The organism is Gammaproteobacteria bacterium (assembly GCA_030680605.1).
Classification (GTDB): domain Bacteria; phylum Pseudomonadota; class Gammaproteobacteria; order SURF-13; family SURF-13; genus JAQBXX01.
On the sequence record JAUXUQ010000013.1, the window covers coordinates 1 to 21342 of the forward strand.

The 21342-nt window shown below is 60.7% G+C and carries 23 protein-coding genes; 12 read left to right on the forward strand and 11 right to left on the reverse strand.

The genetic code is table 11. The features are described 5' to 3' along the window. Positions 1-83: 83 nt before the first annotated feature. On the reverse strand, positions 84-944 hold the full coding sequence (locus tag Q8L89_06695; GenBank protein MDP1708735.1) for an AraC family transcriptional regulator: 861 nt from the start codon (positions 942-944) through the stop codon (positions 84-86). Positions 945-1166: 222 nt separating this feature from the next. Between Q8L89_06695 and rplU the strand changes: the two genes are divergently transcribed. The 10 genes from rplU (at position 1167) to Q8L89_06745 (ending at position 9706) form a co-directional block, all read left to right on the forward strand. After that, complete coding sequence (gene rplU, locus Q8L89_06700) at positions 1167-1481, forward strand: 50S ribosomal protein L21 (protein MDP1708736.1); 315 nt, start codon at positions 1167-1169, stop codon at positions 1479-1481. Between the two features lie 21 nt (positions 1482-1502). Further along, complete coding sequence (gene rpmA / locus Q8L89_06705) at positions 1503-1766, forward strand: 50S ribosomal protein L27 (GenBank protein MDP1708737.1); 264 nt, start codon at positions 1503-1505, stop codon at positions 1764-1766. Between the two features lie 119 nt (positions 1767-1885). Then, the gene (locus Q8L89_06710; protein ID MDP1708738.1) at positions 1886-2542 is read left to right on the forward strand and encodes a phosphoadenosine phosphosulfate reductase family protein; all 657 of its coding nucleotides are present in this window, start codon (positions 1886-1888) and stop codon (positions 2540-2542) included. Positions 2543-2548: 6 nt separating this feature from the next. Beyond that, positions 2549-3298, forward strand: a complete 750-nt coding sequence (locus Q8L89_06715; protein MDP1708739.1) for a sulfite exporter TauE/SafE family protein — start codon at positions 2549-2551, stop codon at positions 3296-3298. Positions 3299-3304: 6 nt separating this feature from the next. Continuing rightward, positions 3305-4204 carry a sulfate adenylyltransferase subunit CysD gene (cysD, locus tag Q8L89_06720; protein ID MDP1708740.1) on the forward strand — a complete coding sequence of 300 codons (900 nt, stop codon included), beginning with the start codon at positions 3305-3307 and terminating at the stop codon, positions 4202-4204. Then, positions 4204-5448 carry a sulfate adenylyltransferase subunit CysN gene (gene cysN, locus Q8L89_06725; GenBank protein ID MDP1708741.1) on the forward strand — a complete coding sequence of 415 codons (1245 nt, stop codon included), beginning with the start codon at positions 4204-4206 and terminating at the stop codon, positions 5446-5448. Before cysD ends, cysN begins: the two co-directional genes overlap by 1 nt. A gap of 100 nt (positions 5449-5548) precedes the next feature. Continuing rightward, positions 5549-6940, forward strand: a complete 1392-nt coding sequence (locus Q8L89_06730) for a phenylacetate--CoA ligase family protein (protein MDP1708742.1) — start codon at positions 5549-5551, stop codon at positions 6938-6940. A gap of 44 nt (positions 6941-6984) precedes the next feature. Next, entirely contained in the window at positions 6985-8592 is a 1608-nt protein-coding gene (locus tag Q8L89_06735) for an alkaline phosphatase family protein (GenBank protein MDP1708743.1), read from the forward strand. A gap of 216 nt (positions 8593-8808) precedes the next feature. Continuing rightward, on the forward strand, positions 8809-9546 hold the full coding sequence (locus tag Q8L89_06740) for a methyltransferase domain-containing protein (GenBank protein ID MDP1708744.1): 738 nt from the start codon (positions 8809-8811) through the stop codon (positions 9544-9546). A 10-nt stretch (positions 9547-9556) separates the two neighbouring features. Next, positions 9557-9706: a hypothetical protein gene (locus tag Q8L89_06745; protein ID MDP1708745.1), complete on the forward strand. Its 150-nt coding sequence runs from the start codon at positions 9557-9559 to the stop codon at positions 9704-9706. A 7-nt stretch (positions 9707-9713) separates the two neighbouring features. Here Q8L89_06745 and Q8L89_06750 read toward each other — a convergent pair whose 3' ends face one another. The 6 genes from Q8L89_06750 to Q8L89_06775 all read right to left on the reverse strand — a co-directional run bounded on the left by Q8L89_06750 (position 9714) and on the right by Q8L89_06775 (position 16863). Beyond that, positions 9714-10634, reverse strand: coding sequence for a glycosyltransferase (locus Q8L89_06750; protein ID MDP1708746.1), 921 nt, complete (start codon positions 10632-10634; stop codon positions 9714-9716). Between the two features lie 69 nt (positions 10635-10703). Next, positions 10704-12110: a phenylacetate--CoA ligase family protein gene (locus Q8L89_06755; protein MDP1708747.1), complete on the reverse strand. Its 1407-nt coding sequence runs from the start codon at positions 12108-12110 to the stop codon at positions 10704-10706. 319 nt (positions 12111-12429) lie between these two features. Beyond that, positions 12430-13308 carry a TauD/TfdA family dioxygenase gene (locus Q8L89_06760; protein MDP1708748.1) on the reverse strand — a complete coding sequence of 293 codons (879 nt, stop codon included), beginning with the start codon at positions 13306-13308 and terminating at the stop codon, positions 12430-12432. Positions 13309-13317: 9 nt separating this feature from the next. Then, a complete protein-coding gene (locus Q8L89_06765; protein MDP1708749.1) occupies positions 13318-14508 on the reverse strand; it encodes a cytochrome P450 in 1191 nt (396 codons plus the stop codon). 58 nt (positions 14509-14566) lie between these two features. Next, positions 14567-15031, reverse strand: a complete 465-nt coding sequence (locus Q8L89_06770; protein ID MDP1708750.1) for a hypothetical protein — start codon at positions 15029-15031, stop codon at positions 14567-14569. Beyond that, on the reverse strand, positions 15028-16863 hold the full coding sequence (locus Q8L89_06775; protein MDP1708751.1) for an acetate--CoA ligase family protein: 1836 nt from the start codon (positions 16861-16863) through the stop codon (positions 15028-15030). The genes Q8L89_06770 and Q8L89_06775 overlap by 4 nt, the downstream gene beginning before the upstream one ends. A 766-nt stretch (positions 16864-17629) precedes the next feature. Here Q8L89_06775 and Q8L89_06780 point away from each other — a divergent pair. Both Q8L89_06780 and Q8L89_06785 read left to right on the forward strand, forming a co-directional pair. Then, positions 17630-18397, forward strand: a complete 768-nt coding sequence (locus Q8L89_06780; GenBank protein MDP1708752.1) for a hypothetical protein — start codon at positions 17630-17632, stop codon at positions 18395-18397. A 27-nt stretch (positions 18398-18424) separates the two neighbouring features. Further along, the gene (locus tag Q8L89_06785) at positions 18425-19012 is read left to right on the forward strand and encodes a hypothetical protein (protein ID MDP1708753.1); all 588 of its coding nucleotides are present in this window, start codon (positions 18425-18427) and stop codon (positions 19010-19012) included. A 133-nt stretch (positions 19013-19145) separates the two neighbouring features. Here Q8L89_06785 and Q8L89_06790 read toward each other — a convergent pair whose 3' ends face one another. The 4 genes from Q8L89_06790 to Q8L89_06805 form a co-directional block, all read right to left on the reverse strand. Next, positions 19146-19979, reverse strand: coding sequence for a chorismate-binding protein (locus Q8L89_06790; protein MDP1708754.1), 834 nt, complete (start codon positions 19977-19979; stop codon positions 19146-19148). Positions 19980-20612: 633 nt separating this feature from the next. Further along, positions 20613-20807: a DUF2283 domain-containing protein gene (locus tag Q8L89_06795; protein MDP1708755.1), complete on the reverse strand. Its 195-nt coding sequence runs from the start codon at positions 20805-20807 to the stop codon at positions 20613-20615. A gap of 22 nt (positions 20808-20829) precedes the next feature. Further along, positions 20830-21045 carry a type II toxin-antitoxin system HicB family antitoxin gene (locus Q8L89_06800; GenBank protein ID MDP1708756.1) on the reverse strand — a complete coding sequence of 72 codons (216 nt, stop codon included), beginning with the start codon at positions 21043-21045 and terminating at the stop codon, positions 20830-20832. Between the two features lie 15 nt (positions 21046-21060). Beyond that, entirely contained in the window at positions 21061-21246 is a 186-nt protein-coding gene (locus Q8L89_06805; GenBank protein ID MDP1708757.1) for a type II toxin-antitoxin system HicA family toxin, read from the reverse strand. Between the last annotated feature and the right edge of the window lie 96 nt (positions 21247-21342).

A 21342-nucleotide genomic window follows, 5' to 3' on the forward strand; every position in this document is an offset into this window, starting at 1 on the left:
GTGTTCGTGCTCATGGGGGCAGCGACAGTGGCGGAGATTTGGCAATTTGGAATTTCAAATCCGCAAATCGCCGACACAGCCACTCACGGCTGCTTTTCCTGCTCACGAAACTGCGTGGGCGTGAGCTTGGTCATCTTCTTGAAGTCCTTGGAGAAGAAGAACTGGTCGTGATAGCCGACCTGACGGGCGATTTCTTTGACGGGATCATCGGATTCGATGAGGCGGCGCTTCGCCTGATTGATGCGCTCGCGGCGCAGCCAGTCGATGGGGCTGGTGCCGATGGCGGCCTTGAACTGGCGGCTGAAATGGCTCTCGCTCATGCCGCTGAGGTTGGCGAGCTCGGCCACACGCATGGGCAGATGGAAATACAGGCGCATGCGTTCGAGAGCCTTGGACACAGCGGTCGGCAGCTCGGGCTGAACCAGGCCCGGTTCCGACAGACGCACATGAAAGGCGAGGCCGATCAAGGCGGCGACGGATGCGCTGGCGAGCGCGGCATCGCTCGGACGTGTGCCGGTCATGTGCTGAAAGGCGTTTTCAAACTCCTGCATCACGGATTTTTCATTGATGCCCTCCAGCACCGGCTGCGAGCGCACCTGGAGCAGTTCGGCGATGCGATCGAGCGAACGACCCTCCACTCGCATCCAGTAAAGCTCCCAAGGATCACGGTTGTGCGCCCCGTAGAGGTGCGGGTGGTGGCAGTTCACCCACACCAGCGAGCCAGCACTGACTTCATGCCGCTTTCCACCGACTTGCACCCAGCCGCGCCCTCTGAGGCAGAAAATCAACTCGTGACCAGGATAGGTTTCCCGCTCAATGCGATGCTCAAAGCCCGCGCGCAGATGTCCGGCGCGCACCACGGAATAAAACAAGTCGCGCTGCCAGTCTGCCGGAGTGGCGTACAGATTGGTCAGAAAGACCGTTTCCTGGAACAGCGAAGACATGACCGAATAATACATTCCCGCCCCGCCACCTGTCGAGCCTGGATTTGTGACACTTGCTGCTCAATCTTGCGGATGCGCAGGAGCATCCGCCCTGGTTCACCGCCCTGTCAGTCCTGTTTGCCGCTTTTCTCATCAAGTTTTCCCTTGCCGAACCATGGCACCTGTGGAAATCTCCGCGCCCCTCGTCCCAGGCAGCGAGGAAACTTCTATCTTTTCAAGGCTATGGCATACGCAATCATCAAAACAGGCGGCAAACAGTACAAAGTGTCCGTGGGCGACAAGCTCGACGTGGAGAAACTCGAATCCGCCGAGGGCGAAACCGCCACCTTCGATCAGGTGCTCGCCGCCGGTGAAGGCAGCAGCATCCAGGTGGGCGCTCCCACCGTCGCTGGAGCCAGCGTTTCCGCCAAGGTGCTCAAGCAGCACAAGGCCGACAAGGTCACCACCTTCAAGTTCCGCAAGCGCAAGGGCTTCCACAAGACTCGCGGTCATCGCCAGCCGCTGACCCTCGTGCAGATCACCGCCATCAACGCATAATCGTCTTACCCCTCCCCTCTTATGGCCCATAAAAAAGGACAAGGTTCCGTCAAGAACGGTCGCGACAGCCAGAGCAAGCGTCTTGGCGTCAAAAAATTCGGCGGTGAATCCGTCGTCGCAGGCAACATCATCCTCCGTCAGCGTGGCACGAAGTGGATTCCCGGTCTCAACGTCGGCATCGGCAGAGACCACACCATCTTCGCCCTCGTGGACGGCAATGTCCGCTTCGACAAGGATGGTCGCCGCGTGAACATCCAGCCACCTGCCGCAGCGCTTCAGGCTTAACCCGAAGCAACAGCCAACTTTCGAAGGGCGCGGATCGTCTCCGCGCCCTTTTTCATGCCCTGATTTTCTATTTCCTACTTTACACATCGAGAATCGGGTGAATAAATCGCCCTCCCACCATGAATCCCGACCAAATCGCTGCCCTCAATGATGAAGCCCGTGGCAAATCGCCCCAGGAGATCATTCAGATCGCCCTCGCGCATGCCGACGGCCAGGCCGTCGTCACCACGAACTTCCGTCCGTATGAAGCGGTGATCCTGCATCTCGCCACGGAACAGGAGGCGGGCATTCCCATCCTCTGGGTCGATCACGGCACCAATCTCCCTGAAACCTACCGCTTCGCCGAAAAAAGCCACGCGCGTCTCAACCTCAACTTGAAGCCCTATCTGCCGCTCATGACCGCCGCGCACTGGCTGGCCCTGAATGGCGGCCAGGTGCCGATGCCAGATGAAGTCGAGCGCGTCGAATCCTTCAGCCGCATCATGAAGCTGGAGCCGTTCGAGCGCGGCATGCGTGAACTCGCCCCGAAAGTCTGGATCACCGCCCTGCGCAAAGAGCAGAACCCGCAACGTGCCGCCACGCTTCAGCCCTTCATGTGGGACGCCAAATTCAACTGCCTGAAGGTGAACCCCATCCTCGACTGGACCCCGGTCGAGATGGACGCCTACCTGCTCGAACACGACCTGCCGAACGAGCGCACCTACTACGATCCTGCCAAGGGCGATGAGAAACACGAATGCGGCCTGCACGCCAAGCTCGTCACCGACAAAGTGTAAGCGCCCATGGATCTGCCGCCCGACTTCCTGCTCTACATCGCCGCCGGCTTCGTCGCTCAATTGATCGACGGAGCGCTTGGCATGGCCTATGGCGTCAGCGCCTCGTCGCTGCTCATGGCCCTCGGTGTGCCGCCAGCGGCCACCAGTGCCACCGTGCATGCGGCAGAGTGCTTCACCACGGGCGCTTCCGCGATTTCACATCACGCGTTTGGGAATGTGGACCGCTTTCTGTTTCGCCGCCTGCTCGTTCCTGCGGTGATCGGTGCCATCATCGGCGCTTACCTGCTCTCCTCCATCGGCGATGTGCTCAAACCCTGGGTTTCCGGCTACCTCATCATCATGGGCGCCGTGATCATCGCCAAGGCCTTCGTCCGCGTGCCGCCGCGCAATGTGACCACCCATCTCGCACCCCTCGGCTTCTTCGGCGCGCTCGTCGATGCCATGGGCGGCGGCGGTTGGGGTCCGATTGTCGCCTCCAATCTCATCGTGCGCGGCAACAACGTCCGCATCACCGTCGGCAGCGTGAACGCCGTCGAGTTTTTCGTCACACTGGCCGCCAGCATCACCTTTTTCCTCACTATCGGCCTCACGCATTGGAGCATCATCCTCGGTCTTGCCATCGGCGGCATGATCGCCGCGCCGTTTGGGGCCTGGGCGGCCAAACACATCCCGCACAAGCCCTTCATGATTCTCGTCGGCGTCCTTGTCGTCGCCCTCAGCACGCGCAACCTTCTCAAATTCCTCGCCATCATCTGATTCATCATGTCAGCCATCACTCACCTCCAATTCCTCGAATCCGAGGCCATCTACATCCTGCGCGAAACCGCCGCGCAGTTTCAAAAGCCCGCGCTGCTCTTCTCCGGCGGCAAAGATTCCATCGTCATGGCCTGGCTCGCACGCAAAGCCTTCTATCCGTCGAAGCTCCCCTTCCCGCTGCTCCACGTCGATACCGGCCACAACTTCCCCGAGGCCATGGAGTACCGCGACTGGTTCGTGCAGGAGATCGGCGCCAACCTCACCGTCGGCCTTGTGCAGAAGTCCATCGACGACGGCCGCGTGCAAGAGGAAAAAGGCCACAACGCCAGTCGCAACAAGCTGCAGACCGTCACCCTGCTCGACACCATTGAGGAGCACCAATACGACGCCTGTCTCGGCGGTGGCCGACGCGATGAGGAAAAAGCCCGCGCCAAGGAACGCTTCTTCAGCCACCGCGATGAATTCGGCCAGTGGGACCCGAAGAACCAGCGCCCCGAACTTTGGAACATCTTCAATGGTCGCAAACACTTCGGTGAGCACTTCCGTGTCTTCCCGCTCAGCAACTGGACCGAGATGGACATCTGGCAATACATCGCGCGCGAGCAACTCGAAGTGCCCTGCATCTACTACGCCCACCGGCGTGACGTGGTGTGGCGCGGCGGCTGGCTGCCGGTATCACACCTGGTGCAACCCAAGGAAGGCGAGGAGATCAAAAATCTCATGGTGCGCTTCCGCACCGTCGGCGACATGAGCTGCACCTGCCCGGTCGAGTCGAACGCCACCACACCTGACGAGATCATTCTGGAAACCGCCGGCTCGCGTATCACCGAGCGCGGCGCCACCCGCATGGATGACAAGACCTCCGAGGCGTCTATGGAGCTGCGCAAGCGCGAGGGTTACTTCTGATGGATTTATTACGCTTCACTACCGCAGGCAGCGTCGACGATGGCAAGAGCACGCTCATCGGCCGCCTGCTCTACGATGCCAAGTCCATCTTTGAAGACCAGTTGCAGGCCATGGAGATCAGCACAGAGCGGCGCGGTGGCACCGGCGTTGACCTGTCGCTGCTCACCGACGGCCTGCAGGCGGAACGCGAGCAGGGCATTACCATCGATGTCGCTTACCGCTATTTCGCCACACCCAGGCGCAAATTCATTATTGCCGACACCCCCGGCCACGAGCAGTACACGCGCAATATGGTCACCGGCGCCTCGACCGCCAATCTGGCCATCGTGCTGATTGACGCGCGCAAGGGTGTTCTCACCCAGTCGCGCCGTCACGCCTACATCGCGCGCCTGCTCGGCATTCCGCACCTGATTGCCGCCGTCAACAAGATGGACCTGGTCGATTACTCGGAAGCAACGTACCAGGCCATCAAGACCGAGTTCAGCGCCTTCTGCGAGCAGCTGGGCGCCCGCGATGTGCACTTCATCCCGATCTCGGCGCTGCACGGTGACAACGTGGTGGAAAAAAGCACGCACATGCCGTGGTACGCCGGTGCGCCGCTGCTCGATGCGCTGGAATCCACCCCCATCCTGCATGACATCAACCAGCGCGACTTCCGCTTCCCGGTGCAACTGGTGTGCAGCCCGCAGATATCAGGCCTGCCGGACTTCCGCGGCTACATGGGGCGCATCGAATCCGGCCACATCCGTGTCGGCGACGAGATCGTGGTACTGCCTTCGGGGCACCGCTCGCGCATCCAGGACATCGTCACCTACAACGGCAGCCTCAACGAGGCCTGTGCGCCGCAATCCGTCACCCTCACGCTGCAAGACCATATCGATATCTCGCGCGGCGACATGCTGGTACGCCCCGAAAAACTCCCGCGCAGCACGCGCGAGCTGCATGCCACCCTGTGCTGGATGAGCGAACAGCCACTGCACCCCGGCGGCAAGTATCTCATCAAGCACACCACTCAGACGGCCAAGGCGCTGATAAAAACCATCGAACACAAAGTGGATATCAACACCCTGGCCACGGGCCCGGCGAGCGAATTGCAGATGAACGAGATTGGCCGCGTGCAGATCACGCTGCAACGCCCCGTGATCTGCGATGCTTACCGCGACAACCGCGCCAGCGGCGCCTTCATTGTCATCGACGAGCACAGCAACAACACCGTCGCGGCAGGCATGATCGATGCGGAGTGATACCAGCGTCACCTGAACATATCCAGTGCCGCGTTGTCAGGCCGCACCCTTTGCCTGTAGTATTGTTGAATTCCCTGCAAGCCGCCTGCGGATTGACCGAGTGCCTATACCCCGATCCTCTGTTGCCAGCATTGCATGGCCCGCGTTGCCCACGCCGGAGGCAGCGGCCATGCTTGCCATGCAATACCAGTTGGAACAGAGCCAGTGGTGGCCACCGGAAGTCCTGCTGGAGCAGCAATTGCGTCAGCTCTCGACGCTACTCGCGCACGCCTACGAAACCATCCCCTTCTATCGGGAGCGCCTCAGGTCGGTGGGCTTTGACCCAAAGAGCGGCCTCACCTGGGACATGTTCACAAGCCTTCCGCTGCTGCGGCGCTCCGAGGTGCAGTCGGCGGGCGAGGCCTTGCTCAGCCAGAAGCCACTTCGCGAGCATGGAAAAATCGCCGAAGGCAAAACCTCCGGCTCCACGGGGCGCCCAATCAAATTTTATGGCACCCAACTCGGCCGGACTTTCTGGCAGATACTCACACTGCGCGAACACCTGTGGCACCAGAGGGACTTTAGTGGCACCCTGGCCGCTATCCGTTCTCGCGCGCCCAGCCTGGATCGGCGCGGCTGGGGCCCTTCCACCGATGTTGCGTTCGATACCGGCCCGTGCGCATCCATCGACATCTGCACCGATGTTCAGCGCCAGCTGAAGTGGCTGCAGCAACAGAATCCGGATTACCTGTTGAGCTACCCGTCCAATGTGCGGGCCTTGGCCAGGGCCTGCCTTGAACAGGGCATAAAGCTGCCACGGTTGCGTGAGGTGCGCACCCTCAGTGAAACACTCAACCCGGATCTGCGCGCGCTCTGCCGCGAGGCATGGGATGTGCCGGTAGTGGACATGTATAGCGCGGCAGAGGTAGGCCACATCGCCCTGCAATGCCCGGAACATGAGCACTACCACATTCAGTCTGAAACCGTTCTGGTGGAGATCCTGAATGCGGAGGACAAACCGTGCCAGCCCGGTGAAATCGGCAGGGTAGTGCTGACTGCCCTGCATAACTCCGCCATGCCCCTCATCCGCTACGAGATCATGGATTATGCCGAAGCCGGCGCCCGCTGCCCTTGCGGGCGCGGCTTGCCGGTCATCACGCGCATACTGGGCCGGCAAAGAAACCTGATCACCCTCCCCGATGGCCGGCAACACTGTCCTGATACCGGATACAAGACCTGGTTCGGCCTTGCCCCCATACAGCAATTTCAGATCATCCAGCATTCCCTGCAACAGATCGAGGTCAAGCTCGTCATGCCGCGGCCCTTGACGCAGGACGAACAGGATAAAATGACGGCCATCCTGCACACATCCCTGGGCCACCCTTTTGATATCATGTTTTCCTATCACGATGATATCCCCCGCAGCACGGGAGGCAAGTTTGAGGAATTCATGTCAAAGGTCTCATTGCCGCATGGCGCTGCACACCCTCTATCCCAAGGCGACCAAACGTAGCGCTTCCGCCAAGCCAGGACATCACCCACAACGAGGTATCAGCCGTGAACAATAAAATTATTGCAGTGTCCTTCGACGCCATGTCTCCGGTACTGCTCGAAATGCAGATCAAGGCGGGCCATTTGCCCAATCTTGCGCGGCTGATGCGTGAGGGCGCCTATGGCCGTCTGCACAAGCCTGAGATACTGCCGCATGAAAACAGCTGGTCTGCCTTTCTCACCGGGACCACGCCCGAGCACACAGGCGAGTGGGGACACATGAGCTATGCCCCCGACAGCTACACCTTCCGGGAATTACCGGCCTACGACAATAAGCAGGCCCGGCCCTTTTACTGCCTGGACCCCAAGCCTCATGTGGCGATTTTCGATGTCCCCACCACCCGGGTAGAACCCTCGACCCACGGTATCCAGATTTTCGGCTGGAGCGTGGAGGCCAACCAGTTCCTGCGTCAGTCATCGCCGCCCGAGTTGTTGAGTGAGCTGACTGACCGCTACGGCACCCATCCAGCCTTCGCGACACTCGACACGCGGGCACTTAACGACCCGGAGGGTAACCCGGTTTCCTCGTTCAGAATGCCCAACCTGTATGATTTGCCCGCACTGCTGACGCTGAACACGGCGATGATCGACGCGATGGCCCAGCGCACCCATATCATCCGGGATCTGGCCGCGCGCGAAGATTGGGACCTACTGCTCAGCGCCTATGGCGAGATTCACACCGTGGGTCACATGCTCTGGCATCTGGGCATGCCCCACCCCTTGCATGACGCCTTCCAGGCGCAACTGGACGGCGCCCAGCCCCTGCAGGCCGCGCTTGACGCGCTGGACAGGGAGGCGGGGGAACTGGAGGCGTTGACGCCTGAGGACGGGTATTTGCTGATCTTTTCCGTGTCCGGGATGTCGCCGGTCAATTCGGACATGGTACAGATGCTGTTCCTGCCTGAATTCCTCTACCGCTGGCAAACCGGGCAAGCCGCCCTCGCCGCCGGTGACCCGGATCGCCCGGTGCCGCCGCCTGCTGTCCATTACCACCGGCACTGGAAGGACGAAATCTGGGCCCTGCGAACCCCGGCAGGCGAGCGGGATCTGATCTCCCCGGCTGAACTGGAACGCCAGAACGACCCCGTCGACTGGAATCCAACGCGCTGGTTTCAACCCCTATGGCCCCGCATGAAGGCCTTTGCCCTGCCCAACTACTATCACGGCATGGTACGCCTGAACGTCCGGGGACGGGATGGCCAAGGGATAGTGGCGCCGGACGATTATGGCCGGGAATGCCAGACACTGGCGGATGCCCTGCTCAAGCTTACCGATGCCCGCAGTGGCCGCCCCATAGTGAAGGAAGTCACGCTCACCCGTCGCCACGCCCTGGAAGACGCCCCGCTGGCCGGCCCTGCTGATCTCATCGTGCACTGGGAGGCAGGCCCCCCTGTGGATACGGTACAAAGCCCGGACATTGGCCGCATTGGCCCGGTGCCTTATTTCCGCTCCGGGGGTCACGCCCCCACCGGCCTCTGCCTCATCCGCGGCCCCGGCATTGAGCCCGGCAGTCGGTTGCCTGACGATGCGCAGGTCACCGACCTCACCGCCAGCCTGCTCAATCTCATGGGACGGACTGTTCCACCCCATATCGAAGGCCGATCCTGGTGGTAGTCCCCGGTACTGCTCGAAATGCAGATCAAGGCGGACCCTATGCCTAATCTTGCGCGGCTGATGCGCAAAGGCGACTATGGCCGTCTACACAAGCCTGATGTGCTACCGCATGATAACAGCTGGTCGACCTTTCTCACCGGCACCACGCCCTAACCTTCAATGATCGACAGCTATACGGACATTTTCAATCGCCGGGGCCGCGACTATCATCAGGCGATGACCCTCTTCCCTCACGCCAGGGTGGATGAGTTCACGCACCTGATCGATCTTGCCGGCATTCGCGCGGGGGACCGGATCTATGATATTCCGTCCGGCGGCGGCTATCTCAGAAACTTCATTCCCGGCGACACCCACCTGTGTGGAGTGGAAACATCGGCGGGGTTCTACGCCCTCAGCGAGGCGCAACCGCCCGATGAAAAGGTGTTGTGCGAGGACTTGGGCCATATTCCGCTGCCTTCCTCCAGCGCCCACAAGGTGCTGAGTCTGGCGGGATTGCACCATCTCGAGGACAAGACCCCGTTTTATCGTGAGGCCGCTCGCTTGCTGGCCGAGGGCGGAGCGTTGTGCGTGGCCGATGTGCTTGAGGGCTCCCCGCCCGCCAGATTCCTCAACGACTTCCTCGACAAGCACTCGTCCATGGGCCACCGGGGGCTATTTATTACGGAAGGGGAGATCAGGCAGGAGATCGAGTCCGCTGGTTTTGCCGTCGAATACATCAACCCGACCTCGTTTGTCTGGAAGTTTCCCTCCCTGGATGGCATGGTTTCGTTTATGCGTCTGCTACTCGGCATAGATAAAGCGGACGGAGCCACGATACTGAAAGCCATCGATGACATTCTGGGCTACGAGAAGGTTGGCGACAGCTACCACATGAGCTGGGGGCTTTTATATCTTCGAGCAGTAAGCGCGCAGCGAAGCCAGCCAGCCGTCCTGCAAAACGGGGCGGATCAATAAGCCTCGCCCCGTGCTACGGGCCCAATACTGCTTTAAGGAACCTCTGGACAAGCCACGCCGCCTGCCCGACGATGCGCAGGTCACCGACCTCACCGCCAGCCTGCTCAAGCTCATGGGACGGACTGTTCCACCCCATATCGAAGGCCGATCCTGGTGGTAGCCGCCGTTCAGCGGGCAAAGCGGTAGGCGCGGATTGTCTCCGGCTGGCCCGCATCCACGGTGGCGAGCGCCTGCCGCAGCCAGGGCGCGAGCCGGAAGTTGATCGCGACCTCAAAGTCACTGGCCACCGCCTGATAATAGTCCAGCGCCGCCACCAGGGTGGCGCGCGCCTCGGCGGCCCGTCCTTGCCGGGCCTGGATCTCAGCCAGCAGCAGGCGGCTGTTGAGTGACTCCACCGGGAAAAGGCCGCTATCGCCGGCCGCTGCCGCCAGATGCTTCGCCGCCTCGTCCCAGCGCCCGGCCTGGTAGTCCATGTAGCCGAGGAACCAGCGATAGCGCAGCCAGTCCGGCTCCAGCGCAATCGCGCGCTCCAGCCGCCGGCGGTACAGACGGGTCTTGTCCGGCGCTTTGGCGGGGTCGGGGAGGTGCGTCACCTCCAGCCCCTGCAGCCACAGCGCCCGCTGACCGCGTTCCCGAATGTCAATCTGGGCGTTGTCATGCACCAGGCCACGCTTGCGCAACCCCTTGCGAAACAGAAACAGCTTGTAGTCCTCGAACGGGGGGGCGCCGTCCAGATGATTGGTCCAGCGCCCGAAATAGCCTGCCACGTCCGGCGCGTGGCGCATGGCGCGGAAATGATGCAGCGCCTCCGGCGCAATACGCTCGTCGGCGTCGAGGCTGAGTATCCAGTCGGCCTCAGCCAACCCGATGGCCCGGTTACGTTGGTCGCACTTGCAGTAACAACGGGCCTCCTCCAGCACGCCGTCGAGCGGCTCGATACCATAGCGACGGCGGAGCAGATCGGGCGTGCCGTCGGATGAGCCGGTATCGATGACGACAATCTGATCGACGAGACCGTGAACCGGATCGAGACAATCGACGATGCGGTCGATCTCATCCTTGACGACCATGCACAGCGCGAGCTTCATCGGAGTCTCCGGCCAGCAAGTGGGTATAGTGCGAATTTCATGCATGACTCGGGCAGCAGGCCATCAGGGCTACAACTCGGAGCGAAAGTCCTCGAACTTTCCGCCGGCGCTGCGCGGGATGTCTTCGCAGTAGGTAAAGTTGATCGTGAACTCGAACCCGAGCTTGAACTGAAGGTGCGTCCGCAGGGCCTCCTCCTCCTGGCTGAGTGGCCAGGCGGTCACCAGCATGACCTCGATCGTGTCCAGGCTGCGCTGGATAAATTGATACTGTTTGACGCTCGTCGCCGCCGGGTGTGTGCGGTCAATGCCCATTAATGGCCAGCGTTTGGCTCCGGAAGGCAGTGTCAGCATGTTGCGCACCCGCCCCATGATCCGCTTCAGCACCGGCAAGCCGCGCCCGCACGGGCACGCCTCCCCCACTTCCGCGAAATCGCCGATTTCATAGCGTATCAACGGCATCGCCATGTTGTGCAGGGTGGTGATCACCACCCTGCCGACCTCGCCCGGCTTGCAGGGCTCGCCCTGCGCGTCGAGAATTTCCACCAGCACGCCTTCCGACTGGATGTGGTAATGCCCCGTCTCCGGGCACTGGAGGGCAATGTAGCCGACCTCCTGGGCGGAATAGACATCCACCAGCCGAACACCCCATGCTTCGCGGCACAGCCGGTGCAGCTCCGGTGTCACCACCTCGCCCACCGCACGGACTTCGCGCAGCTTTCCCGGACGTATACCTTGGGCCAGACAAAGCCGGGCCAGGGCCTCGATATTCGAGGGAAAGCTCAGCAGGTAATCCGGGTCCTGTTCCTGCAACCACGCCGCCTGCTGCCCGGTATCGGTTTCAATCTTGAGCGCAGCGCTCGGCCCGGTATCAAACACAACGTCGGTGGAGGGTCCCCAGCCCGACCGCGCACCGGCCTCCGGCACCTTGCGGATCGCCGCCAGTTTCCCCATGAAATCCCGCTGGTGCCACAAGTGCTCGCGCAGCGTGAATACGCGCCAGAAAAATTGCGTCATCGTGGTATTGAAAAAGCGGATCGGCCGGCCGGTGGAGCCGGAGGTCTGCCCCTCGCTCACGGCCCCGTGTTCCGGCGGCGGCCTGGTGCTCAGCAACGCCCCTGCGGCAGCCTGCACATCCGCGCGGCTCAAGAGCGGCAGTTTCGGGAAATCATCCGGCCAATGGGCAGACTGCGGGTCAAGGCCGCAGGCCAGAAACCGCTCCCGATAAAAGGGGATGGTTTCGCAGGCGTGCTCCAGCGTTTTGGCGAGCTGGCGCAATTGCTGCTCGCGCAGCATTTCCGGCGGCCACCACTGGCTCTGCTCCAGCTGGTATTGCAGTGCGAGCATGGCCGCGGCCTGCGGCGCGGGCAACGCGGGCCAGGTAATACCGGCCACAGACGAGCGGGGTATCAGCACGCGGTCAATCAGGTGAACCGGCAACGGCCACGACAATAGTGGCGCTTCCGCACGTGAGTGCATGCTGCACTCGCAGCACGCTCATGCTTCAGTGGCGGCGCTGCGCTTACATGTGTGGGTAGCAAGTACATAATTTGAAAGGCAGACCGGATCGACCAACCTGCGCGAGCATCTCCCTGTAACAACCACCGATCCCGGTAGTATCGTGCGTTAGCCGGAAACAGTCTCAAGCCTTATGCGCCCCCCCGGCACAGCAGTCACCCGTTCGCATAAAAAAAACGTGACACCGAAGCACTCAGTTTAAACAACTGTTGTTATTATTAGAAGCTCAACTTCAAACCCGTTATCAAGCCCAGCAACCATTCGGCGCATGGCAGCATACTCATCGCAGGTGCCCAAACCTGCTAATCAATATCCGTTCGCAGGGCTGAGCCGTCATTTCCCGTCCATGCATATATCGCGTGTTATCGACGATGAGTACATCATTGGCCATCCAACGATGATGATAACTCACCCTGTCGTGCGCATCGATGAGCGCATTGACCACCTCGTCGGCCAGTAACTCGCCATCACCAAAATACACACGATTTGTCGGTTTCACATAAACCGGCAAACCTTTATAACGGGGATGTGCAATCTGCGGTAAATGGGCCAGAACGCCGTTGATGAAAGCCGCGCTCCCGCTGCGGGTGCAGGTAATCGCCGGGGCTGAGTAATACAGGTGCAACATCCCGTCCGCCAGGCTGAAGCGAACATTTTTGAATCTGCCCAGCAGCGCCCGCAACTCTTTTTCCGTATGGACGCCGAATTCGTTTTTCCAGCGCTCGGCCTCCCACCGGGATTCATAGGTAACACCCGTATCTTCCAACCGGAATCGCAGATCATCAGGCATTACTTCCAGCATTTCCACGCCATCGACCAATGTGGTTTCGCCGCCAGCCTCAACTGGCGGTGTCACGCACATGAAAAAGCACACCTCTGGCGGCGGCGGATACGGGCGATAGGCCCCCTCAGAATGTCCAAGCAAAATGAAATTGTTGCGAAATACTTCGGTGGTAAAACCATCCCCGGCCGTTTGGCGCAGCACCTGACGGGTGCCCACCCCGTGAAAATCCTTGCAGAATTGCCGGGTCATCGACTCGAAACCGTCGAGGTGAAATTCAAATCCCCGCAAGAGCACGACCCCATATTGTTCAAAAGCAGACCGGATGGCTGCTGTTTGCGTGCCATCCGAGGCGTAGCGCATCTCGAAAACTGTCATGGCGTTGGCCTAACCCAGGGTGGCGGGCAAGGCCTCCAACCCGCGAAAGAAGGAATTTCTACGCCATTGAGGGCGCTCATTCAGGAGATGCAGGGCTGGACATAGCGCCAGCATTCTGTCCAACGCAATCCGGGCCTCAAGCCGCGCCAATGTCTTGCCCAGGCAATTATGCAGCCCCACCCCAAAAGCCAGATGGCGGTTGGGGGTGCGCCGGATATCGAAGCGATCGGGGTCCGGAAACTCGGTTTCATCGCGGTTCGCGGCACCGATAATGATGCCCAATTGTTGACCGGGTTCCAGGCGCATTCCGGCCAGCTCCATCGGTTCGACCGCGATACGGAATGTGGTTCTTTGCTCCGGGCTTTCAAAGCGCAGAATTTCTTCTACCGCACCCGGCATGAGTTCCGGCTGCTCCCGCAACAGCGCCCATTGCTCCGGGTGACTCAAAAGCAACCAAAGCCCGTTGCCAATCAGGTTGATAATAGTCTCATGCCCGGCGAACACCAGAAAACTCACCATGCCGATCAACTCATCGCGCTGGATTTTTCCCTCTGCCTCCGCGTTGACCAGAAAGCCGAGAAGGTCGTCAGCCGGTGCACGGTGCTTTACCGCGATCAGTTGCTCGACATAAGACAGAAAAGCAAGTAATGCGCTATGCTGCTTTAGCAGAATCTCGTCCGATGCCAGCACAGAATCAAAACCATCCGCCAGCACCAATGACCACGCGCGAATCTGGGGCAGGTCGCTCACGGGTACGCCCACCAAATGGGCAATGACCCGCAGGGGGAGTTGCCCGGCAAAGTCCGCGATCAGGTCAATCCTGGTTCTTCCCTGCAACTCCAGAATCAGCGCATCCGCGACCAAGGCAATATGCGGCTCCAACTGGTCGAGGTACTGCGCCGACAAATAGTCCGCGACGAGCCGGCGCAAACGCAGGTGATCCGGGGCATCCCTTATTAACATTATCAGGTCAAATGGCGTTGATGTACCCGGTGTCCGCACGCTGCGGATGTTCTTGGAGACCGCCGTGACCTCCCTGAAAATCGTCAGCGCATCCGCATAACGGCTGAACAGCCACAGACCGTTGCTGGTTGTGTTTTGGGTATGAGGTAGCCAGAAGGGCTTGCCGGCAGCACGGATGCGTGCGTAGTACGGATAGGGATTCTGAAAAAAATCAGGTTGATTCAGGTTCAATTCCATCAACTTCTCCAGCCTGCATCGTCGAGACATTGAACCGTGACGCAAATCAATCCTTTTATCACGACAGGAATCCCTTGAGCTTGATCTCGAACAAACCACCCTGATCATCCGTCACCCGGTTGGCGGCCACGCCATACCAGTTTTCACCACGCTTTCGCATCGAAACCACTTCCATCTCAACCTTGATATTTGAGGGGTCACGGATGGCGCGGACGCAACGTGTCGAGCTCTCCAGCATCCAGACCTCGCGTGTCTTTTTGGAGAGCCCGGCCCTGACGTGCATATAGATGACCATCAACTGCGACACAAACTCCACTGCGGTAAAAATCGCCAGGTGGAATCCCTTCGCATCGGTATCAGATACATAGGTCGTGCGCATGGAAACCTTGGCGGTGAGGCCCTTGTCATTTATTTCAACCGCTTCGATCTGCCAGGATTCCTGCTTGCGTCCCTCATTCAGGTAATGGGAAGACAGGTTCTGGATGTCCGCTGCAGACAAGCGGACAGGTACGGGTGCATTCATGGTTCGATCTCCGACAATTTTTGGAGCACTATACCGGCCAATGCGTCGGCCGGATAGGTTTTGATCTCGTGGCCCGACAGGCGACACGAAGCAGCGACCCAATCGGCGCAATCCTGATTGATGATGATGGGCCCAGAGCACATTTCTTGCAGGATTTGGGCAAACCCCTGCCAACGCTCCCAGACTTCGGGCCCGTTGCCCATGTCCGGCGGCCCTGCCAGCACGAGCACATCGAAGCGATCCACCGGCAACCCCGTTATCAGCATATGGTCGTCCACAACGCTGATAATGGCCACCTCTACCTGGGGATCGCTGATGAGCACCATGCCACCCCGGAGATTACCGCAAGGTTCCTGGATCACTGTCTGCCGGCCAATGTTTACCCCAGCCTGCGTAGCCACCCCTACACACCGGTCGGCTGATAAAGCTGTCACCAGCTGTTCGAGCCAGGCCTCACCCGCCACATCACCCAGCACCATCACGACAGGAATCCGCCCCTGACCTTTGACCAATCGCTGCAACAGATAGGCCGGCAGGTGCGGCGCAAGCTGCGGCTGGGCATTCACCTCGCAGATGACCGCGCCCGTTTCCAGCCAGGAACGCCGGATATCCGGTATCAGCAGATCGACACCGGCCAGATCCAGGCGCAGCACCCGCACGGCACGTACGGCCAGGGCAAGGTTGTCGGGATGGGCCCCTTCCTGTGCCGGCACGGGTATGCCGCCGGAGGCCGCGTTGGCTGCGCCGCGCAGACGAACGAACCGCCCCTGGGCTGGCACTGCATCCGGAGTCAGTCCTTGCTCCAGCAGCAATTCCACAGCCTCTTCGTCCAAGGCGATACGCTTGAGGAGGGAATTGCTATCCGGGTCGCCCCGCCGGGGGTCGGCATTCGTTGCGGCCAGCAGATCAATGACCGTGCTGCTGCCATCGCCCGTGACGCCACCCGGCACGCGGTGGCTTACCCAAAATACCTCGCCCTGAAGCACCTGCAGGCGGTAGTCGTTGCCTTCAAAGTGTTTCTCCACCAGCACTGCACGCGACAACGCGCCGGCTTTGACAAAGGCCTTGCGCACCGCCTCGGCGGATTTCAGGCCGACGGATACACCGCGGCCACCATCCTTATCGGCAGGCTTGACTACAACGGGGTAGCCTAGCTGCTCCGCCAGCTTCACGGCTTCCTCAGCGTCAGCTGCACGAGCATGGGCCGGCACCGGGATTCCCGCCATTCTCAGTATGTGAGCCGCAGCCTGTTTATTACGCACAAGTCTTGCGGAAATGCACGGCGTCACATCCGTGAACGAGCTATCCAGCCAACGGGCGCGCGCTCCCCAGCCGAACTGGACCATGTTATTTTCCACGCATGACCAGGGGATGCCAGCATCCCGCGCTGCTTGCAGGAAGACTGGCGAATTCATCCCCTGGAGCGCCCTCCTCCTGATAGTCCTTGTCACTTCGGCCAATTCCGCCAACAATGCCGTAACGGAATAACCTTCAACGACTTGGTTCATCACACGAACTACCCAGTCCAGGGCCAACCCTGTAGCGGAGTGTCCCTGCCCGATGGCAGGCAAGGCCACCCGTATGGCGCCTTCGGCAGCGCCAGGCCCGACAATGAGCCCCTCGCTGAAAACCGGGATACCTCCACTGCGCAACACCGCGACGGTTCCACACATGACGGGAACCAGCGGATGCGCATCAACCTGACCTGGGGGCTGGGGCGATTCATATTCCGTGAGCGCTTCCCTGAATATCCTGTCCAGTACCATCAGCGCCTCGCGCCTCACTCTGAACTGAAGGATAACCAGCTCCACCAAAAGAAATGGCTGGCTCATACCGGGCAAATATCCAGTACCTGCCCGAGTCTTCAGCACCCCTATCGCCGGCTGCGTCATGCCTTGTGGCTCACCGTTCTCCATCCAAACCTCTCATCGACGTGGGCCACCAAGATCAAGCCCCTGTGCATGGGTTCCAAAGCACATCACCACCCTGTTCTGTCTCCGATTCTCCGCCGCCCGCCATGGCTCTGCATGACCCAAAGCCCCCAAGGCGCTCGAAGGCCGGTTTGCATTACCAGGCGAAGATGCAATGTCAGATCAAGCGGGGATAGTTGATGGGGGGGTGATATCAGCACGTGGGTCATGGTGCGTGCAGCGCTTCGTGGCACAGAGACTGTCATGCAGCCCCGCAGCCTGACCTGCATCCGGGCTCATCAACCCACAGTTGCAATAAATCCAATGCTGCTGCTTTAGCGCCATCAATGCCCTTGCCGTGCGTTGTCAAATCAAGCACAGGTATATGGGCGCAGCAATATCCTTCCGGCAGCGAAGGGTCGTTAACCCTCTCGTATAAAATGGAGTAGAGCATCACCATCTCTGCCATTAGCAATGGGCATAGTGTACATCATACAAAATTGCAGGCGCGCATAAAAAACGGGCGCCCGAAACGAGGCAGGCCGGATCAAGCGTAGCGGAGCCGACGCCTGGTTTGTCGGTTCCGCCTTCGGCTTGAACCGACCTGCAACCACGCCTCAGCTCGAGCACGATCACCCGGTGAACAATCCGCAGTGATGTGCAATAATGCGGCTGACCACACACAACCATGACCCAGTTCCTCAGCCATCTCCCGCACATCCTCTGGCCGGCCGCGCCCAGTCCGGCGGGGGCGCAATTGCTGGCGCTGCTGTTTCAACTGCAGGACAGCCAATGGTGGCCGGCAAACAAACTGGAAGCCGGGCAGTTCCGGCAATTGCACGGGCTGCTGGCCCATGCCTGGGAAACCATCCCCTTCTATAGAGACCGGCTAACGGCGGCCGGCTTTCATCCTGATCACCCCTTGAAGCGCAAGCAGTGGCAACGCCTTCCCATCCTCACCCGGAGCGAGGTTCAGGCCGCCGGGGAGGCGCTGTTCTGCCCCCGACCCCCCGACACCCACCTGCCCCTGCACCGCATCAGCACCTCCGGCTCCACGGGCAAGCCCATTACCGTACAAGGCACGGCGGTCACCCAGCAATTCCGTTCCGCCTTCGGCCTGCGTGACCATCTCTGGCAGCAGCGCGATTTCGGGGCCAAGCTCGCCGCCATCCGCGGCATCCACGACCCGGCCAAGCAGGGCGGCCACCAGCGGCACCCATCCTGGGCCCTGCCCGTCGCCTTTGTCTTCGCCTCCGGCCCCGCCAGCCTGCTCGAGATTACCGCTCCCATCGCCACCCAGGCCGACTGGCTGCTGCGCGAGGCGCCCGCCTATTTATTAACCTACCCCACCAACGCCCTGGCCCTGGCCGAACACTTTCTCGGCCACGGTTTGTCCCTGCCCTCATTGCGCCAGGTTCAAACCATTGGCGAAAGCCTCCCTGACAATCTGCGCTAGGCCTGCCGCGCGGCCTGGGGAGTGGATGTGGTGGACGTCTACAGCACCCAGGAGACGGGTATGCTGGCGCTACAGTGTCCGGAACACCCGCATTACCACGTGCAATCGGAGGGGATGCTGCTGGAAGTGCTGACCGATGACGGGCACCCCTGCCAGCCCGGCGAGGTTGGCCGGGTGGTGGTCACCCCGCTGCACAATTTCGCCACACCCCTCATCCGTTACGAGCTGGGGGACTACGCCGAGGTCGGCGCGCCGTGCGCCTGCGGCCGCGGCCTGCCGGTGCTCACGCGCATTCTGGGGCGCAGCCGCAACATGGTGCGGCTGCCCGATGGCAGCCGGCACTGGCCGAAGACCGGTTACGGAGCCTGGATGGGCATTGCCCCCATCAAGCAGTTTCAGTTGGTGCAGAAAACGCTGCATCACGTCGAGGCCAGACTGGTGATGCCGCGCCGCTTGCTGCCGGACGAAGAGGGCAAACTGACCACCATCCTCCAGCAAACGCTCGGCTACCCCTTCTCCATTACCTATTCCTACCCGGCGGAGATAGCAAGGAGCGCCGGCGGAAAGTTCGAGGACTTCATCTCCGAAGTGGCTGCGGGCGCGGCCACGCCCTGACCTTCAATGATCGACAGCTATCGTATTATGAGGCGGGGGCTTTTGTGCCTTCGGGCGGCATGCGTGCAGCCGGCGTAGCGTGCCCTGACTTAATCAGAGGTTCCTGAATCCCATGCGAGCCCCCGGCCCATGCTCATATGCCGCGGCCCAGCCAGTTTTCCACTGCTTCGTGTAGCGCCCGGAGCTTGCCGAACACTTCGCGCGTTTCACCGCCCCGCGTCGAGCCGTCCACCACGCCTATGCCGCCCCGCGCCAGGATAGTCCCGGGTTGCACTTCCACCGAGCGCAGGTTCAGGAAACCGCGAACGCTTCCGTCGGCATCCAGTCTGCCCACCATGCCGCCATAGAAACGCGGCGGACTCAGCACGAGTTCGAACTGCGCGGCGAGATCTTCCGGATAAGATACAAACGGGGGAAATGCGCGTTCGAGCAACGCCACGCCATCCAGGCAGGTCGAGAGCGCGCCCTCGACGCGGCTCCACAGGTGGCGCACATACCGCAAGCGCCTGATCCTGCGCTCAAACGTAACTCGCACGCTGCCCGGGAGACAGACCGAATACGCGAATGCAAGCGCGCGCTCGAGCGCCGCGGCATGTTCGCGCCGCTCTTTGGCCGACGCAAGAAGCTCCGTCTCCAGCGCCGCATCAAATTCGGCATCCGGATGCACAGGTCGCGTCCCCGCCACTGCATCGAGGCGCAATAGCCCTCGTTCTGATTCGACTACATTCTCCGGGCTGGCGCCGAGCGATACGACCTCGCCCGGCAACTCCAGCCAATGAAACGCGGGCGCGTCAGGCTCGGACGCGGCCAGCAGCCAGGCAAGCTCCAGAGCATCCAGCGAAGCATCCACGGCGCGGCGGAACCCGCGCGTCACCAGGAGCTTGCCCGGACGTCCCTGCACAAGCGCGATTGCATGTTCCAGCTTCGCCGCAAAGGCATCGTCCGGCTCAGTCTCCCAGCCGGTCATGAGCTGTTGCGAAACGGGCTGGCATGCGGGGGGAGCGGTACCCGGCGCGGCCAGCGCCGCGTCTACTATCGCCTTGAGGCCGGATGTCGGCGCGCCATGGAAGACAGCGCGGGCGCCGGAGGCGTCGAAGCGCAGCTCGACGAGCGGACGCACGCATAGCGCGCGGGCCGGTTCTCGACCGCCCGGGGCAGCCTCCGAGCCGAATAGGAAGAACGCGGGCTTGCGTCCGGCGCGCAGCGCGCTGAAAAACCCCGCGCCGTCGTGCGATACCCGCCCGGCGGCGTCTTCCCTGGCTGCGGCGCCGACCCATATCGTATTGAGTTCGCGCGAGTGGAGCAGATACGTCGGTCCGCCCAACATGCGCAGTGCCCGGCAAGCGGCGAAGGCATGGGCTGGGTCTATGCTCATGCCTGCCGCAGCGATGTCACTTTTACCATCGCTACCTTCATAACCCCCATCATCGCTCTTGTTTCCATCCGGCGCATTACGGCTCGCGCCTAATGCGCCCTACGCTGCTGACCCCTTTGTTCTGTGTTCTGTGTTTAGCTAGACCTGACCCTCACGGTCCATCACGGCTCACGGCCAGGTGCTTCACGGCAAGACGGTATCTGACCCTGTGTTCTCGTGGCAACTTCAGGCAGCAAGGCCGGGTGGAATGTGAATCGGCAATAAATGGGCCGCCTTGGCGTCGAGCACCGTGATCTCGCCAATTCCCGTTTCAGTCATGCCGACATTTACGTTCCAGCCGTGGGAGATGTCTTTGATGATCTTTTCGCTGCTGAATTTAATAAACAGGATGTCGCCTTTTTCATCGTAGCTGATATCCATGATTCACTCCACTAATAAGGGATTAGGCGGCACGAACTTCGACATATTCAATAGCGGATGAAGGCTCGGGGATAGGCAGGCCTTCCTCTTGCAAACCCTCTATATGGAACTCTATGGCTTCCTGGATTAACTTCACTACCTCAGCCCTTGTTTCGCCTGCGGCCACACAGCCCGGCAAGTCGGGAACATAAGCGCCATAGCTGGTAGGGCCCTTTTCTAAAATAACCATGTAACGCATAGATTCGACCTCCGCTTATTTTAAGCCAGCTTGCTTGAGTATGCTATTCAGGGTGCCGGGTGGCACATCCACGCCAGGCTTGCCGGAAACAGTAACTTTACCGGATTTGCCAGGATGTTTGAACTGACGGTGACTGCCACGTGTTTTTACGAGTCGCCAGCCATCCGTTTCCAGCATTTTCAGAACATCCTTAACTTTCATAGTGAAATTATACACTCTGAGAGTTGTGGACATAGTTCGATCAGTAGGGCTACCACCGAGGGCCGCGATTCATGCGGATGAAACAGGGTACGGAGC